The following is a 16,444-nucleotide window of genomic DNA, read 5'->3' as shown; positions in this document are numbered from 1 at the left end:
ATGCGGGACCGGTGACGGTCCCGCATCCCTTGACGTTGGCCCCCGCGTGTACGGGAGCCCTCCTGCCTGGAAGAGCTCGGGCTCGATCAGAGCGAGGCCGAGGTGCTCTCCTGCGTGCTGGCGTTGCTGTCGGCCGTGGTGGCGTAGGTGTCGAGCGCCGAGGCGATCTCGTTCAGCTTGGCGGCGTGGGTACCGTCCCACTCCTCCTGGAACTGCGCGGCGTCGGGGCCGCTCCACTGGGTCTGGCCCATCTGCGCCGTGATCGTCGTGACGACCTGACGGACACCCTCGGCCTGCGTGCGGAGCGTGTTGGCAAGGCTCCGTACGGCCTCGACATCAAGACCTGAAAGTGCTCCACCCTCGTTGACCATGTCCTGCTCCTTTGTCTCTGGCTGTCCCCTCGGACAGCCTCCGTTTCTGCGACGTCACGAACTATTTCACGGTCCGCGACGCCGTGGAATGGGGACTACTCCCCATGCCCCTCGTCACCCCGGCAGGGCGACGTGGATCTTGGTGGCCCGCCCTGCCGTGACGAGGAAGCCACGGCCCGGCGGGAAGTCGTTGCGGCGGATCCGGCCGAGCGGCGTGTTCATGAGCGTCTCGCCGTCGGTGTCTCCTGGCGTGAGGAGCAGACCGTTGCGGCCGGACTTGAAGGGCCCTGCCAGCGTGAACGCCTTGCTCCAGGTGGACGACTCCGACTCACCGATGACGAGCTGCTCCTTGCGGGTCGCGAGCTTGACGAAGGCCTCCATCGGCTTCTCAGCGGGCGTACCCGTGAGCTCGGTGTAGTTCTCGATCATCACGGTGAGAGTACCCGGGGCGAGCCGATCGCTCTCGAGGGCCGTCGTGAGGTCCTTGAGGGACTCCACGACGTCCTCCGGAGTGGGCGCGGCCACGTCCCACAGGTCCAGCGCGGACAGGCTCGAACGCCGTGACGACAGGTACACCAGACGCGTGCCGCCGTTCCGGCGCAGCGCGGTCGCCAGCGTCACGAACGCCGTCGTGCGGCCGGCCCCGGGCGGGCCGGCCAGCATGAACGGGCCGCGCATGGGCAGGCCGACCGGAGCGATGTCGAGGTCCCGCAGGCCGATTGTGGCCATGTCCCCCGTGCGCTGCGGAAGCTGCTCGAGCGTGAACGTGTCGGGCAGCCGCTCGACGCCGGGCGCCTGCGGCACACCGCCGACCGTGCGCATGGTCTGCTCCAGCCGGGCGAGCTCGCGCGACTGCACGGCCACGTTGGAGTCACCGCCGAGCACGGCGATCTGCGCCTCCTGGCCGTACATGATCGCCCGGCCAGGCGCTGACGCCGGCGTGAGGACGTCCTTCGGCACGTTGAGCATGATGTAGTCGTCCTCCTTCGCCATCCGGTGGATGATGCGCTTCTGCACGGTGGAGGCGAGCGACGGCGGCACGGACACGGCCCGGTCACCGCTCATGACGAGGTGGATGCCGACGGGGCGCCCGTCGGTCGCGAGCTGGGTGAACGTCCCGAAGATCGAGAAGCCACGTGCCGTGAGGTGCTCGTAGCTGTCGCGGAACGAGCCGATACCGTCGACGAGCACGATGATGCGGGGCTCGTCAGGCTTGTTCGCCAGGCGCCGGTACTCCTCGATCGTCGACGCGCGCACTGCGGCATAGCGGTCGGCACGCTGGTCCAGCGTGTCCCGCAGCCGGCGCAGCAGGCGGCTCACCCGCTCCTCGTCGTCGCCCGCGATGATCGCACCGACATGCGGCAGGTTCTCCAGCATCTGCAGACCACCCGAACCGCAGTCGATCCCGTAGACCTGCACCGGGCCACCCCGGTGCGTCAGGCCCGCGGACACCGCGATGGTGCGCATCGTCGTGCTCTTGCCGGTGCCACCGGTGCCGTAGATCGCGAGGTTGCCGTCGGTGTCGGGCTCGTAGTGCACGGTCGGCTGGGTCTGCTGCGGCGGGTTGTCCAGCACGCCGAGGACGAGCTGGGAGTCCGTGCGCCGGTTGGGCAGCAGCGCCAGGTCGTACGTGGCCGCCAGCTCGGGCAGCCACGGCTTGCGCGGCGTCGGCACGCCCGCCTCGCTCGCCGCGCGGCGGATCGTCGAGACCACCCGGGCGATGTCGTTGGGGCCCGGGTCCGGTTCGTCGACCACCTCGGGGGCGGGCAGCTCCCAGCGCCTGCCGGTGCCGAAGTCCATCTCCTGCAGATCGAGGGAGGACCGCTCCGGCTGGTCGGTGGTCCACCCACCGGCATAGCCGGTCTGGAACGTGGTGAGGCGGCCGGGACCGGTCTTCGCGGCGCCGCGGCCCGGGATCGACGGCGAGAAGTGCGCGGCCATGTTGTCCCCGAGCACGTCCTTGGAGTCGTGCTCGTCGGCCATCCGCAGGGCGATGCGCAGGTTGGTGTTGGCGCGCAGGCTGTCCTTGATGACACCGGCGGGGCGCTGGGTCGCCAGGATCAGGTGCAGGCCGAGCGACCGGCCACGCTGGGCGACGTCGATGACGCCGTCCACGAACTCCGGGACCTCGCCGACCAGCGCGGCGAACTCGTCGACCACGATGATCAGGCTCGGTGGCGCCTCTGGATCGCCCGTGCGCTCGAGGGACGCCAGGTCCTTTGCCTTCTTCCGGTTCAGCAGGTGCTCGCGGTAGTGCAGCTCGGCCCGCAGCGAGGACAGCGCGCGCCGTACGAGGTGCGGCGACAGGTCCGTCACGAGGCCGACGGTGTGCGGAAGGTGGACGCAGTCGGCGAACGCGGCGCCACCCTTGTAGTCGACGAACAGGAAGGTGACCCGGTCAGGGCTGTGTGCGGCGGCCATGCCGAGCACCCAGGACTGCAGGAACTCGGACTTTCCGGCACCGGTGGTACCGCCGACGAGAGCGTGCGGACCCTGCGTGCGCAGGTCCAGGTGGAACGGCTCCACGCCGTCGTGCCCGACGAGGGCGCGCAGGTTCGTGGGGCTCTTGCGGCGCACCGGAGGGGAACCGTCGCGCGGGGTGAGCGAGAGGTTCTCCTTCCACCGCTCGATCACGCCGTTCGAGTCCCGGCCGAGCTCGATGCCCGCGAGCGACAGGTAGGAGACGGCGCGGGGCAGGTCGGACTCGTCGTCGGTCGGCGCGCCGACGTCGACCACCGGGGACAGGATCCTGGCCACCTCGCGCGCGGTGTGCAGGTCGGCGACGTCGCAGCGCACCGGGTAGGCGAGCTGGCCGTAGTGCACCTCGCCGGTCATGGCGCCGTTCTCCTGGGCCGTGGAGTCCAGCAGCACGAAGGTGCGGCAGGCGGCGGGAAGCTGCTCGACGGTGGGCGCGATCCACACCACGTGCACGCCCGCCGCGGCGCCGCGCTCGACGAGGCGGACCAGCCGGGAGCGCTCCACCGGCGCGTCGTCCTCCACGAGCACGACGACGGACGGCAGCACCGGCTTGGGCGGCTCGTCCGTGCGGTCCTTGTCCGCGTCCCGCTCCCCCACCAGGGGTGCGGGGCCGTCGAGGCTGACCCCACGTGCCTCGACGAGCTCCTCGAGCCGCGTCAGCAGGGAGATGCCGGCCGCCGGGTCGTCGGCCAGGTGGTCGGACGCCCCGAGGGGGCTGTGGGGCGAGCCGGTGTGCGGCACCCACTCCAGCCACTCCCAGTCCTGGCGCGACCGGGCGGACGTGAGCGCGGTGACGACGACCTCGGCGGGCGAGTGGAGCGCGACGAGCTGGAGCAGGACCGACCGCCCGACGGGCTCCACCACACCGCTGGGTCCGGCGATGCCGACGTTGCCGCCGAACCGGAACCCGGCACTCATGGGGACGTCGTGGATGGTCGCGCACCGGTCCTGGAGCTGCAGCACCTTCTCCCAGTGCTCGGGGATCGCGTCGTTCTCCCGGGGTTCGTCGAACGCGGTGCGCGCGGGCGCCGACCCGAGCCCGAACCGCACGGTGAGGAACCCCTTGTGCTCGGGGCGGTGCGTCCACATGAGCCCGCCGAGCCGGCGGACGGCGTCGAGCGACTCCGCGAGCGACGGCGACTCCGCGAGCCGGACCGCCCGTTCGACGGCGTGCGTGCGGTCGATGCGGTCCGCAGTGGCGGCCACCTGCTCGTCGAACTGCGCGGACGCCTTCTCGAACTCCTTGCGCGCGTTGACCTTCCGGTCGAAGTACATCCCGACCATCATGACCGGGCTCAAGAACATGAACATCAGGGAGAGCGGGTTGCGGGTGACCGAGAACATGACCGCGCCCATCGCCATCGGCGCGAGCATCATGAGCCACGGAAGACGCTGCGGCTGCGGCGGCCTCGGCGGCTTGGGCGCCTTGATCTTGATCTCGCCGAAGCGGGTGACCACGCGCGGCGACCGGTTGAACTCGACCACGGGGCTCGTCGGGGCCATGCTCGTGGAGCGGTGCAGCGCCACGACGGACAGCGTCGTCTCACCGAGGGTCACGGTGTCCGACGACGTCAGCACGGCGCGCGTCATCCGCTTGCCGCCCATGACCAGGCCGTTCGCGGAGGCGAGGTCGTGCACCTCGATGGCCTCCCCGACGACGATACGGGCGTGCCGCTTGGAGACCTGCCCGTCCTGGAGCCGGATGTCCATGCCCCGGTCGCGGCCGATGTACGACGTACCGACCGGCAGCGGGAACTCGCGTCCCGCGTCCGGCCCCTCCAGGACGCGTAGCTGCGCCACCGCCGTGCCGCGGTCCTGTCCAGGGTTCACGAACTGCTCGGAGACCCGGACGATCGACACCACGGAACCCGACCGCAGGCCGGCCTGGACCAGGTCGTTCGTCGGGGTCAGTACCCGGCCGCTCGTGAAGCTGGTCGAGCCGTCGCCGACGATCTGCAGGGTCAGGTTCTCGGGTGCTGCGGCACCACCCCGGGTGGGGTCGGCGGAGAAGAGGGCCTCGGCCACGTCCCGCACGGTGGCGGTGGCGTCGGCGGTGACCGCGACGTTCACCGAGGACTCGTCGGGTCTGTTCAACGTCAGCTTGATGCGCACTTCAGGCGTCGTCCTTCAGGTCAAGGAGGGGTAGGTCTGCGGGGGTGACAAGTCGGGAGGCGACCGCGTACTCCACGAGCCGCGCGCGGCGGTTGGTGGCGAGCAGCCCGGGGCCACCACGGAGCCCCTTCACGCCGATCCGGTCGAGCTTCTCGCAGACGTTGTCGAGCTTGCGGTTGAAGCGTGTGGTGGCCCAGCCCAGGCGGCGAGCCGCGTCCGCACTGGACGGGATCTCGCTCAGCCCTGTGCCCTCGCGGCGCAGCATGGGCTCGGCGAGCACCACGATGAGCTGCTTCTGGCTGGTGGTGAAGCTGATGGCGCCGATGGTCGTGGCGCCGCTGTCGGGGTCCTCCGAGCGGACCTCGTGGTACGGGGCGTCCGTGAGCTGGGCCGTGATCTCGTAGGTGGTCGGCCCGGCCGTGAAGACGATGGAGGTGGTGGGGAACACCAGCGGCAGACGGTGCCCGGGCGGCAGCCACGACTGCACGCCGCCGCCCGAGTCGCACACCGTCGCCGAGATCAGTGACCCCACGTTGGAGAGCCACCAGATCTTGTCCTCGTGCGTCACCCGTAGGAACCGCCGGTGGAGGTAAGGGTTGTCGTCGATCGCGAGCTCACCCTCGCGGCCGATGTCGAAGCCGTTCTCCGCCTGCGCGGGATCGAACCACTCGCCGCAGAACTCCAGCATGAGGTCGCCCACGTCTCCCCCTCTCCTCCTGTGGTTGGTTGGTTGGCCGGCCGGCCGGTCAGCAGACCGGCCGGAATTCGTTCAGTCTGCGGAGACGCATTCCGGCTTGGTCTCTGGTGACCGCTTTCCAGCACGGTCGACGAAGACCTCGACGCACGTGGGCTCGCCCTTGGCAAGGGGGACGGTCACGGAGGTGCCCGTCTCGACGGGCTGCGGCTGGGTCGTCTCCGTGAGCGACACCACCCGGTATCCGTACTTGTCGCCCTCGACGAGGTCCTTCGGCGCCTTCCAGGTGAAGACGGCCTCTTCGCCCACGATCTTGCCCTTCAGGTCCCGTACCGGGGGCACGTAGCCGTACAGGGCGTCCGGCGGCGGGTCTTCGCCGGTCGCGACGGTCGCCGTCCCCTCAGGGTCAGGCTCCTCGGTGTCGCCGTTCAGGACCAGCCAGCCGACGACGACCGCAGCCACCAGGACCACCGCGCCGACCGCCAGCCAGATGATGCCCGATCGTGACGGCGGAGCCTCCGGCTCGACCTCGGGCTCCTGGGTCGCCTGCGTCTCGGGCAGCCGTGTGCGGTGGACCGTCTCCTCGACGGGCGGGGCCTCCCACCCGGGAGCCGCCACGGGAACGTCGAAGCCGGAAGGGACCGTCGTCCGCCGGGCGGCTGTGCCGCCCTGCGGCGGCCCCCACCCGGAGGTCTCGCGCACGGGCGGCGCGAAGGTGCCCGACGCCGTGCGCATGCCACCGACCGACGGCGTCACCGGTTCCGGCCGCTGCCCGGGGTCGATGGCCGTGACGTTCTTCAGCCGGGTACCGTCGTCGTCCTCTTCCTCCTCCGCGACCGCACCGGTCTCGTCCAGGAGGTCGATCGGCGTCATGTCGCGCGCCAGGCCCACCTGGACCTGCTGCAGCGCCCGCGCGAACGCCAGCACCGACGGGTACCGCGAGGAGGGCTGCTTCGCCATGGCGATGCGCAGCACCTGCTCCAGCGACGGCGGCACGTCGTTGCGCCCGATCGGCGGCAGCGGCGCCTGCTCGACGCGCGCCACCAGGTCCGCCGACGTGTTGGAGCCGCCGGGCACCTCGAACGGGGTGCGCCCGGCCAGCAGCGTGTAGCAGGTCGCGGCAAGGGCCCACACGTCCGTCGTCTTCCCGGCGACCGGCGGGTCGGCGAACGACTCCGGCGGCGACCACGGGATCGACATGCCCTCGGCGGCCGAGGCCTGCTCGAAGGTGGAGGAGATGCCGAAGTCCGTCAGCGCCGGGTGCCCGAACTGCGTCACCAGGATGTTGGCCGGCTTCAGGTCACGGTGCAGGATCCCGAGCCGGTGCGCGGTCTCGACCGCACCGGCGATCTGGATGGTGGTGCGCAGCGCCTCGGCGAGCGAGAAGCGTTCCGAGCGGTACCGCGCGCCCAGGTTGGGGCGCGAGCAGTACTCCATGGCCAGGTAGGGGCGGCCGTCGTCGGCGACGCCGGCCTCGTACATCGTCACGATGGAGGGGTGGTTGCCCAGGATCGCCATCAGGTCGGCCTCGGAGTCGAACGCCGCCCGCTGGGCGTCGCTCGCGTGCTCCTTGAGGAGCACCTTGACGGCGACCAGACGCTTCGGGCGCTGCTGCTCGTACAGGAACACGTCCGAGAAGCCACCGGAACCGATCAGCTTCTTGTACTCGAACCCCGCGATGTGGGGCGGCGCCGACGGGGCGCGCTTGCTACTCACTTGTCTCCCTCTGGATGTGGCACGGTCACCAGCTCGGCTGCGTGCGGGACCTGTGCTGCGTGCGGAACGGTCACCAGATGCCCTCGAACGTCAGGGTCGCGCCGTCGCCGAGGTCCACCACGTCACCCTCGACCACGATCACCTTCTCGTTCGGGTGCAACCGCCGGGGCGCCTGCCCGGCCCGCAGCAGGGTCGTGCCGTTCGTCGTCGCGAGGTCCGCGACCAGCACGTGCCACTCCTCGAGGGTGATCTCGACGTGCGACCGCGAGATGTCCTGGTCGGGGCTCGCCACCGTGACCAGGCGCGGTGTGCGGTCGGCCGACGCGTTGTTGGTGCGCGGACGGCGCCCCACGATGACCGGACGGTCCAGCTCAACAACCTGCGGACGTCCGGGTGTCTGCTGCACACCGCCGGTCACGATCATCTGCCCGAGCGAGGGACGGGGCACCAGCTCGGCGTCGCCGTCCAGGTCCGCGCTACAGGTGCGGCAGCGCTCGGCGGTGGGCGGGTTGGGGTGCCCCTGCGGGCAGGGCCGCCCAAGGATCTGCTGGGCGCCCGGCAGGACAGCGGCGGAGAACTTCGGGACCGGGCTCGCCTCCTTGCGGAGCGCGGCGATGTCGACGGACATCATGGTCTCGCCGTCGTGGTCGGTGACCTCACCCGGCGCCTCGACCGCAGGCTCCCCCATCGAGGCAGCCCGCTGCGCGGCGCCGGGGGTGACGCCCGCAGGCGGCTCCGGCGCGAGCACCGGCGGCGTCCAGCCGCCGGGCACGCCGGAGATCAGCCCGTCGCCCGGATCGGCCGGCTCCAGCGCCACCGGTTCGGGTTCGGCGGGCGCGGGCGGCGGCGGCACGGGTGCCTGCGCCTGGGCCGGCTCCTCCTCGTGCTCCTCCTCGTCCTCGCCCTGTCGCACCGCCGCGTCCTCGACCCGGCGCATCACCGTGTCACCGAAGAGGTGGCCGTAGTCGTCGTCGCCACCACCGAACTGCGTGGACTCGTCGACCGCGCCGCGGGCCTCGGCGGGCGCTTCCGGGCCGGGGACCACGCCGAGCCCGAGCATCGGGACCGACTCCAGGACCGGCTCCGGCTCCTTCTCGACGGGCTCGGCCGACGGGCTCGGGAACGAGGGGACGGATCCGGCGCCGATCACCGGCACGTCCAGCGCACCCGGGACTATGGTCTCGCCGGACACCTGCCGCTCGGCCGGGGCGGACGAGCTGCCTGCACGGTTCGAGAAGCTCGGGAACGCGGCGGCTCCCGGCTTCTCCGCCGCAGGGGCGACCAGCGCGTCAGGGGCCGCGGGGGCGTCCACGAGCGTGCGGCGCAGGGCGCTCGCGCGCACCACCGCCGCCTGCACCGGGTACTCCGTGTCCGCCTGCGGCTCGTCGGTGGTGATCGCGAACGACATCGGGGCGTCCACCACCCGCTCCGACCACGTGACGACACCCGCACCCGTCACCTCGACGGGCGCGCCGCCGCCCTCGGCGGTCACGATCACCTTCACACCCGACCCGCGCACGGCGACGTGCGCCGTCGTCGCCGGGTCGCTGCCCGCGAGCGAGACCACGGCGAACGGGGGCGTCTCCGCCAGGCCACCCGCTGCGAGCACGCCGAGGGTCGCGGCGACGCCGCCGTCCGCGCGTTCGAGGGCGGTCCAGAGAGCGTCGACGACGTCGGCGGACGCCGGGCCGGGCAGCACGACGACCGTGCCGTTCCGGACCACTGCCCGCGCGGAACCCTCGCTGTAGTGCACCGTCATGTCAGACCCCCTGGCTTCTTGCTTCGTGCTCTTCCCGCGGCAGGGTGTCCTCGTCAGGCTCCGTCCCCGGCCGTGGTGCTGTCGAGGACCCCAAGGTCTCGTGGTCCACGCCGGTCACGTCGATCACGACCACCGTGATGTTGTCCCGGCCTCCCGCCTGGATCGCGGCGTCCACCAGGTATGCGGCGGCACGCTCCGGATCTGGCTGCTCCAGCAGGATCGTAGTGATCTGGTCGTCCGTCAGCTCCCCCGTGAGCCCGTCCGAGCACACGAGCACGCGGTCGTGCAGCGCCACCGGGATGTACCGGAAGTCCGCCCGCACCTCCTCCTGGGCACCGAGCGCCCGGGTGATCACGTTCCGCCGCGGGTGGCGGCGGGCCTCGTCCATGGTGATCGTGCCCGCGTCGACGAGTTCCTGCACCTCGGAGTGGTCGACGCTGACCTGTGCGAGCACACCACCGGACAGCATGTACGTGCGGGAGTCCCCGACGTTCACGAACAGCCAGTACGGCACGTCCTCGCGCTCGTCGACGAGGACGCCGGTGAGCGTGGTCCCCGGGGCGTTGCCCGACTCGGTGGCTATCGCACGGATGCGCTTCTGCGCCAGCTCGAGGTACGCCTCGACGAGCGCAGGCTCCACCTGCTCCACCTCGGTGAGCGCGCTGAGGGCGGCCAGCGCCTCGGCGCTCGCCACCTCCCCCGCCTCGTGGCCGCCCATGCCGTCGGCGACGAAGAACACCCGGCCCGTGGCCAGGTACCCGTCCTCGTTGAGGGTCCGGCGACGTCCCTGGTGCGAAGCGGCGCCCCAGACCGTCGTCAGCCCCTGATCCTGCTGCGTCATGCCTTCGACTCGTCGGGGTGCACGACGATCCGGCGATCACCTACATGAATGGTCGAACCCATCGGCACGCGCACGCGCGCGCCGGGCTCCGCGACCTGCGGCGAGCGGCCGGGGGCCGACACGACGGTGCCGTTCGTGGAGCCGCGGTCGGTCAGCCAGAGCCCCGCGGGGTCGACGCCCAGCTCGGCGTGGTTCTTCGACACCGACCGCGTCGGGTCGTCGACCCGCACGAGGATCGTCGGCGAACCGTCGGCGGCCTGCGGGTTGCGGCCCACCAGCGCGGGTCCGTCGATCACGTGGCGCGCACCGGACTCGAGCTCGAGGACCACCGTCACGACCGCAGCGGGCACCAGGCTCGGCGCCTGCATCCGGGTGGCCTCCCACAGCTCCTCGGCCTGGGCGGGCGCGGCACCCGCCCCGTCGCCCGGGAAGCTGACGGGGCGCGTGGGGCGGGACTCCGGGTGCTGCTGGGGCGGGAGCTCGTGCCCGGTCGCAGGTGCGGCAGGCTGCTGGACCGGCTGCTGGACGGGCGGCGCGGCAGGCTCCGCCTGGGCCGGCCAGGTCTTGGACGGCCAGGCGGACTCCGGCGGCTGGACCTGCTGGACGGGCTGGGACTGAACCGGGTACTGCTGCTGGACCGGCTGCGGCTGCTGGACCGGCTGCGGCTGCGCCGGGGGCACGCCTGGGGCGCTCCCGGGGATGCCGGTGATGATGCCGCCGCCGGCCGCCGGTGCGGCGGGCGACTGCGGGAACGACCACGGGTCCGGGGCCGCGACGGGCGGCGTCCCCGGCTGCTGCGTCGACGGGAACTGCGGTGCCTCCGGCGTCAGCGGAGGCATCTGCCGGGAGGTCTGCTGGACCGGCGCCGACGGCGTGGGCGTCCGCAGCGCGGGCCGGCCAGGCGCACGGGGCCCGGGGCCGACCGGGGCGAGTCCCGTCGTCACCGCGATCTTCGGCGCGCGAAGGTCGAGCACCACGGACCGGGCGACCTTGTCGTGCCAGCCCTGGACCTTGTCACCCTTGTCCCACAGGGGGGTCAGGTGCACGATGATCGGGCCGGCCAACGGGATCAGCGAGATGACCCCGAGCATGAGCACCCGGATCAGCTCGCGGCCGAACCCGAGCGGCCCGCGGTCGTCGGCGGAGACCGTCTGCAGGCCCATCGCGGAGTTGCCGACGGTACGGCCGGTCCGCGACTCCCAGATCCACATGGACAGCATGAACGCGAACGACACGGCTCCTGCGATCAGGTAGAGCCGCATGAGCTGCGCGAGCATCTCTGCCGCCTGCTCCTGGGACACCACCACCAGGGGGTCCGGCCGCTCGATGGTCAGCAGGCCGATACCGGCGACGATCCCGCCGAGCACACCGGCGATCGCGCCGTCGATCAGCATGGCCAGGAATCGCTTGCCGACCCGCGCGTACGGTGCCTCGAGCTGTTTCGGAGCCATGGCGGCGCTCGGGATCTGGGTGGCCGTGTACACCTCGACCTCCGTGGTGATCGGTGGCCGGCTCGACACGAGCGGCACCCCTCCCGAAGCGCTGCTCTGCCGGGCCTGCGCGGCCGCGGCCGCCTGCTGCACCTGCCCGCGGGGAGTCTGCTGCGGCTCCACGACGGGCTGGCCGGTGCGCGGGAACGCGCGCCCGCACGCAGCACAGAAGGGCGCGCCCTCCTGCTGACTTACCCCGCACCCGGCACAGACCACGGCCGTCATCGTTTCTCCTTCTTCGTGCCGGTCGCCCGGGCCACCGCCTGGGCCCGACGTCGTTCGGCGCCACGTACCCAGACGGAGCGTAGCGACAGGGCCGCCCGCACCCGCTGTCGCGTGCTCACGGTGGAGCGTAGCCCGCCGACCAGCTCGTCGACCCCCGCCCAGAACGCCTCGACCTCGGCCGGCGTCGGGTCGTTGATACCGAACACCGTCTCGTCCGCGCGGTGCGCGAGCATGAGGGTGGACGGAGCGGCGTGCGCTCCGGCGATCACGCCGGCGCTCTCCCGCCTGGTCGCCCCACGCGGCACGGACGTCCCGAGGTCGGTGACGACGTCGACCACCTCGTACCAGCCGCCGCTGATCCGGTCGGCGGGCTGCTCGGCGTTGCGCCGCGCGGTCCGGCGCCGAGCCTTGTAGGCGAGGATCGCCACGATCGGGCCGACGATCACCAGGAGCGGGATGCCGACTGCCAGCAGGATCATGCCGAGCAGACCCCAGTCGAAGCCTTCGTTCTCGGCCTCTTCCTTGTCGTCGTCCTCGACGCTGCCTGCCTTCGCGTGCTCCGGCTCCTCCGGCGGCTCCGGGTCCTGGAGCACCGGAGGCTTGGGCTCCTCCTTGCTCTCGGGCTGGGGCTGCATCTGCGGCTTCTCCTCGGGAACCGCGTCGATCGGCACCCAGCCGTACTCCTTGAACGGCACCTCGATCCAGGCGTGCACGTCGCTGCCGAGCACGGACCAGGGCTTGCCCTCCTCGTACTCGCTCTGCTTGTCCGGGTAGAAGCCCATGACCACGCGGGCCGGGATGCCTGCCTGCCGCGCCATGAGGGCGAGCGCCACGGCGAACTGCTCGTCGTCGCCCACCATCTCCTCCTCCGCGAGGAGCGTGTTGAGGCGCTCCGCGGAGTGTCCGGGGCGCGAGAGCGGCTCGCCCTCGAGCCCGCTGGAGAGGAACCCGTCCGCCTGCAGACCGTCACGAATGTTGAACAGCTTGGTGGCCGCGTCGGTCTCGGTGCCCGTGAACTGGGTCGTCTTGGCCGGCAGCTCCTGCGGCATCCCGCTCTGGTCGGTCTCCGGCAGCTCGACGTCGAGGTCGATCTCGCTCTTCTTGAGCGTCTCCTCGCTCGGCTCCTCGGTCACCAGCGTGTTCAGGGTGTACGAGTCACCCGGCCGGATACCCGCGGTGGTGATCGCCGTGTGGGTCTCCTGGTTGTAGTAGGAACCCTCCGTCTGTGCCTCCGCGTTGGCGCCCTTCCAGCTCACGCCGGTGAGGCTGCCGACCTCGGGAACCCAGACGCCGCGATACCCGGTGACCGTGATGTCTATCGACATCGGCTTGCCCGTCGCGGTGGTGGCGATCTCGTCACCGACGCGGGTGTAGAAGCCGCTCTCGCCACCGTCGCCGGCGGCGTCGTAGACGACGCCGTCGTACTGGTCGAGCGTGGCGACCGTGATGCGGCCGTTCTTGGGAAGCTCGCTGATCGTGAACATCTCCTCGTCGCGAACCTCCTTCTTGTAGTGCCGGAAGCCGACGAGGGGGCTCGTGTACTCGTGGATGTCGAACGGCGGCTCCACCGTCTCGCGCAGCACCGTGCGGTCCGGCTTCGGCGGCAGGAGGAGAGGCCCGGTGAAGCCGGCGGCGAGGGCCGCGACGGCCAGGATCGTCGCGCCGGTACGGACCCGGTACCAGCGCAGCCTGCGCGTGGCCTCCTCGCTGGACGCCGTGGTGATCGAGTGCGTGCCGACCCGCGCCTCCATGACGCGTACCGCGCCCCAGAGGAGAGCCACGATGGTGACCACGAGGCCCTGCGCCACCGGGAGCGCGGCGTCGACCGTGCCCAGCAGGATCACGCCGACGAGGCCGGCGAGCACCGGGACCACTGCCCACACCGCATGCTTCGCGCGCCAGGCGATGGTGCCGGCGATCAGCGCGACGAGCAGCATGAGCAGGTACGGGATGACGCCGAGGTCGGGGAACGACTGCATGGGCGGCGCGGTGGTGATGAACCGCTTCCAGCCCTCCACGGAGCCGAGCATCAGCTCACGCAGGGAGTCCAGGGACGGGACGACGCCCGCGATGGCGGTGTGCGGCACCGCGAAGGCGGCACCGAACAGGAAGTAGCCGACCACGGCGAGGGCGGTCACGACCACGGCGGGGAAGCGGCGCCAGGCGCCCACCCAGGCCACGACCAGCCCGACGAACGCGCCGCCGACGGCGGGCAGCAGGTAACCGAGCGAGCCCCAGACGGGCCCGAACCCGACGATGACGGCAGCGAACATCAGGCTCAGTGCCGCGAGGTCAACCAGGGCGAACACGGTCAGCGCGCGCGGGCGCTCCGCCTCCTTGCGGCGCGTTGTGCCGCGGCCCGTGCCCGTCCGGAATCCGGTGCCGGTGTTGTACGGCGATCGGCCCCGGTCGGCGCCTGCGCCGACCGGGACGTTCCCGCGGGTGTTCTCGTTGCTCATCCGTCGCTCATCTTCTTCAGCGCAAGGGGGAGGTCGGCGAGGCGGCCCAGCGTGAGCACGCCCATCTCGGCGATGGAGTGCCGGCCGAGGGAGGCACCGGGTACGCACTGGATGGCCATGACCTGCACCCCGGCGGGGACACGTGCCGAGGCCGCGCGCAGCTCGGTGGGCGTCACCATGCTGCCGACGATGAACGCGATCACCGAGAAGTCGGTCGCGGCCATCCCGGCGGAGCGGGCGAGGTCCACCAGCTTCGTCTTGCGGGACTCGAGCTCGATGCGGGACAGGTCGTCCATGAGCCGGGTGCGGTGGTCTCCGTGCAGCGTCGCCTCGTTGACGAGCACCGTCACGCCGCGGTCCTCCTTGATGGCCTGCAGGCCGAGGGAACCACAGACGCTCACGGCGAGCTCGAACTCGTCCTCGTGCGCGTAGTCCTCGGCGCGCGTGGACAGCAGCACCGCGAGGTGCGAACGCCGGGTCTCCTCGAAGACCCGGACCATGAGCTGGCCCGTGCGCGCCGTCGTCTTCCAGTGGATGTGCCGCCGGTCGTCGCCGGCCACGTAGTCGCGCAGGGCGTGGAAGTTCACGTCCGAGCTCGTGATGTCGTTGGTGACCCGGCCCTCGAGGTCCTTGAGGAAGCCCGTCGAGGAGCCCGTGAGGTTCTTGACGCGCGGGTGCACGAAGACCTCCTGCTCGTCCGTCCAGGTCATCTCGCGACGCAGCAGGCCGAGCGGGTCGGCCCGCACGGACTTGACCGGGCCGACGGTGATCACGCTGCGGCGCCGGGTCGGGATGGTGAAGATCTCCTCGTGCGTGCCGCCGCCCCGCAGGCGCGGCACCGGGAACGCCGCCGTTCCGGTGCCGACGGGCAGCTCCATCACGGAGGGCAGCAGGGAGCGGCTCGACGCGTTGCGCACGTCGAGGCGTCCGACGGCGCGGTCACCGACCGTCACCCGCGCCTGCGCGAGGTCGAGCACCACGTCGTACTTGAACCGGCCGAGCACGAACACGATCGCGCACAAGAGCGTCACGCTGAGCAGCACCGCGGCGACCACCAGCTCGAGCCAGTCGAGCGCGAGGCCCGCGATCCAGGCGGCGACCGTCACGAGGGTCACCGCTATCCCGAACGTGCTGAACGTACGACGGACGGGAGCGACCACACGCCCCACCGCCGCCGCCCGGGACCGGGCGGCGGCGGCGAAGGTCACCCAGCCACGCCGGCCACGCTGTACCTGGGCGCGGCCGGCGGCGAGCAGGCCGCGCGGGGTCTCCTGCCGCTTCCCGTACGCGGGGCCTGGTGAGATGCCGGACGCACTCATGCCGAGGCCCGCTCCTGCGGTGCCGCGACGTCGGCCATGATCCGGGAGAGCACTGCGTCGGGGCGCGCGCCCGCGAACTCGGCCTCCGGGTCGAGCACGAAGCGGTGGGCCCAGACCGGCTGGGCCAGCTCCTTGATGTCGTCGGGCAGCACGTAGTTGCGGCCGTGGGCCGCTGCCCACACCTTGGCGCAGCGCACCAGGGCCAGCGAGCCACGGACCGAGACGCCCACACGCACCTCGTGCGCGTTGCGCGTCTCCTCGGCGAGGCGGGACACGTACTCCAGCACCGCCGTGTCGGTGTGCACGTTCGCGGCCAGGTCGGCCATCTCCGTGACGGCCTTGGTGGTGATGATGGGCTGCAGCGCCTTGCTGCGGTCCTTCATCGCGGCACCGGACAGGATCTCCACGGTCGAGGCGTGGTCCGGATAGCCCACCGACGTCTTCATGAGGAAGCGGTCGAGCTGGGCCTCGGGAAGGCGGTAGGTACCGGCCTGCTCGATCGGGTTCTGGGTGGCGAGCACCATGAACGGGCGGCCGGTTCCGTGCGCGACGCCGTCGACGGTGACCCGGCCCTCCTCCATGACCTCGAGGAGCGCGGACTGGGTCTTCGGGGAGGCACGGTTGATCTCGTCCGCCAGGACGATCGAGGCGAAGATCGGACCCGGGTGGAAGTCGAACTTGCCGGTGTTCTGGTCGTAGATCGTGACACCCGTGACGTCGGACGGCAGCAGGTCCGGCGTGAACTGGATCCGGTTGTGCGTGCCCTGCACCGACGCCGCGATCGAGCGGGCGAGCATCGTCTTACCCGTACCGGGGGCGTCCTCCAGCAGGAGGTGGCCCTCGGCGAGCATGCAGGTCAGTGCCAGACGCACGACCGGTGCCTTGCCCAGGACCGCCAGGCCGACGTTGCCGACGAGCCGGTCGAAGGTCTGGGCGAACCAGGCCGCCTGCTCGGGGGTCATCGTGGTCATCTCTTGTTC

Annotated in this window: 10 protein-coding genes; all 10 read right to left on the bottom strand. The window is 71.6% G+C overall.

Annotated elements, in window-relative coordinates; all coding sequences use genetic code 11:
• Window positions 1-86 precede the first annotated feature (86 nt).
• Window positions 87-371, bottom strand: coding sequence for a WXG100 family type VII secretion target (locus ACFWE2_RS06470; protein ID WP_377223386.1), 285 nt, complete (start codon window positions 369-371; stop codon window positions 87-89).
• Between the two features lie 114 nt (window positions 372-485).
• The gene (locus tag ACFWE2_RS06465; RefSeq protein WP_377223385.1) at window positions 486-4,961 is read right to left on the bottom strand and encodes an FtsK/SpoIIIE domain-containing protein; all 4,476 of its coding nucleotides are present in this window, start codon (window positions 4,959-4,961) and stop codon (window positions 486-488) included.
• 1 nt (window position 4,962) lies between these two features.
• A complete protein-coding gene (locus ACFWE2_RS06460; RefSeq protein ID WP_377223384.1) occupies window positions 4,963-5,661 on the bottom strand; it encodes a hypothetical protein in 699 nt (232 codons plus the stop codon).
• A gap of 69 nt (window positions 5,662-5,730) precedes the next feature.
• Window positions 5,731-7,371, bottom strand: a complete 1,641-nt coding sequence (locus tag ACFWE2_RS06455; RefSeq protein WP_377223383.1) for a serine/threonine-protein kinase — start codon at window positions 7,369-7,371, stop codon at window positions 5,731-5,733.
• A 70-nt stretch (window positions 7,372-7,441) separates the two neighbouring features.
• On the bottom strand, window positions 7,442-9,130 hold the full coding sequence (locus ACFWE2_RS06450) for an FHA domain-containing protein (RefSeq protein WP_377223382.1): 1,689 nt from the start codon (window positions 9,128-9,130) through the stop codon (window positions 7,442-7,444).
• 1 nt (window position 9,131) lies between these two features.
• Window positions 9,132-9,971 (bottom strand): PP2C family protein-serine/threonine phosphatase, encoded by an 840-nt coding sequence (locus ACFWE2_RS06445; protein WP_377223381.1) that lies wholly within the window; start codon window positions 9,969-9,971, stop codon window positions 9,132-9,134.
• The gene (locus ACFWE2_RS06440) at window positions 9,968-11,686 is read right to left on the bottom strand and encodes an RDD family protein (RefSeq protein WP_377223380.1); all 1,719 of its coding nucleotides are present in this window, start codon (window positions 11,684-11,686) and stop codon (window positions 9,968-9,970) included. The genes ACFWE2_RS06445 and ACFWE2_RS06440 overlap by 4 nt, the downstream gene beginning before the upstream one ends.
• Window positions 11,683-14,145: a transglutaminaseTgpA domain-containing protein gene (locus tag ACFWE2_RS06435; RefSeq protein WP_377223379.1), complete on the bottom strand. Its 2,463-nt coding sequence runs from the start codon at window positions 14,143-14,145 to the stop codon at window positions 11,683-11,685. Before ACFWE2_RS06435 ends, ACFWE2_RS06440 begins: the two co-directional genes overlap by 4 nt.
• Complete coding sequence (locus ACFWE2_RS06430; RefSeq protein WP_377223378.1) at window positions 14,142-15,464, bottom strand: DUF58 domain-containing protein; 1,323 nt, start codon at window positions 15,462-15,464, stop codon at window positions 14,142-14,144. The genes ACFWE2_RS06435 and ACFWE2_RS06430 overlap by 4 nt, the downstream gene beginning before the upstream one ends.
• Window positions 15,461-16,435 carry an AAA family ATPase gene (locus ACFWE2_RS06425; protein WP_377223377.1) on the bottom strand — a complete coding sequence of 325 codons (975 nt, stop codon included), beginning with the start codon at window positions 16,433-16,435 and terminating at the stop codon, window positions 15,461-15,463. The genes ACFWE2_RS06430 and ACFWE2_RS06425 overlap by 4 nt, the downstream gene beginning before the upstream one ends.
• Window positions 16,436-16,444: the final 9 nt, after the last annotated feature.

Origin of the sequence: Promicromonospora sp. NPDC060271, from assembly GCF_042726755.1 — a bacterium.
Taxonomy (GTDB): Bacteria; Actinomycetota; Actinomycetes; order Actinomycetales; family Cellulomonadaceae; genus Promicromonospora.
The sequence above is the reverse complement of the archived record's forward strand: the minus strand, read 5'-3'. Positions and strand labels throughout refer to the sequence as shown.

What these genes read in the sequence shown, in the direction of transcription:
- ACFWE2_RS06470 (WP_377223386.1), bottom strand. Translation starts at nt 371, where the DNA reads ATGGTCAACGAGGGTGGAGCACTTTCAGGTCTTGATGTCGAGGCCGTA.
- ACFWE2_RS06450 (WP_377223382.1), bottom strand. Translation starts at nt 9,130, where the DNA reads ATGACGGTGCACTACAGCGAGGGTTCCGCGCGGGCAGTGGTCCGGAAC.
- ACFWE2_RS06445 (WP_377223381.1), bottom strand. Translation starts at nt 9,971, where the DNA reads ATGACGCAGCAGGATCAGGGGCTGACGACGGTCTGGGGCGCCGCTTCG.
- ACFWE2_RS06440 (WP_377223380.1), bottom strand. Translation starts at nt 11,686, where the DNA reads ATGACGGCCGTGGTCTGTGCCGGGTGCGGGGTAAGTCAGCAGGAGGGC.
- ACFWE2_RS06435 (WP_377223379.1), bottom strand. Translation starts at nt 14,145, where the DNA reads ATGAGCAACGAGAACACCCGCGGGAACGTCCCGGTCGGCGCAGGCGCC.
- ACFWE2_RS06430 (WP_377223378.1), bottom strand. Translation starts at nt 15,464, where the DNA reads ATGAGTGCGTCCGGCATCTCACCAGGCCCCGCGTACGGGAAGCGGCAG.
- ACFWE2_RS06425 (WP_377223377.1), bottom strand. Translation starts at nt 16,435, where the DNA reads ATGACCACGATGACCCCCGAGCAGGCGGCCTGGTTCGCCCAGACCTTC.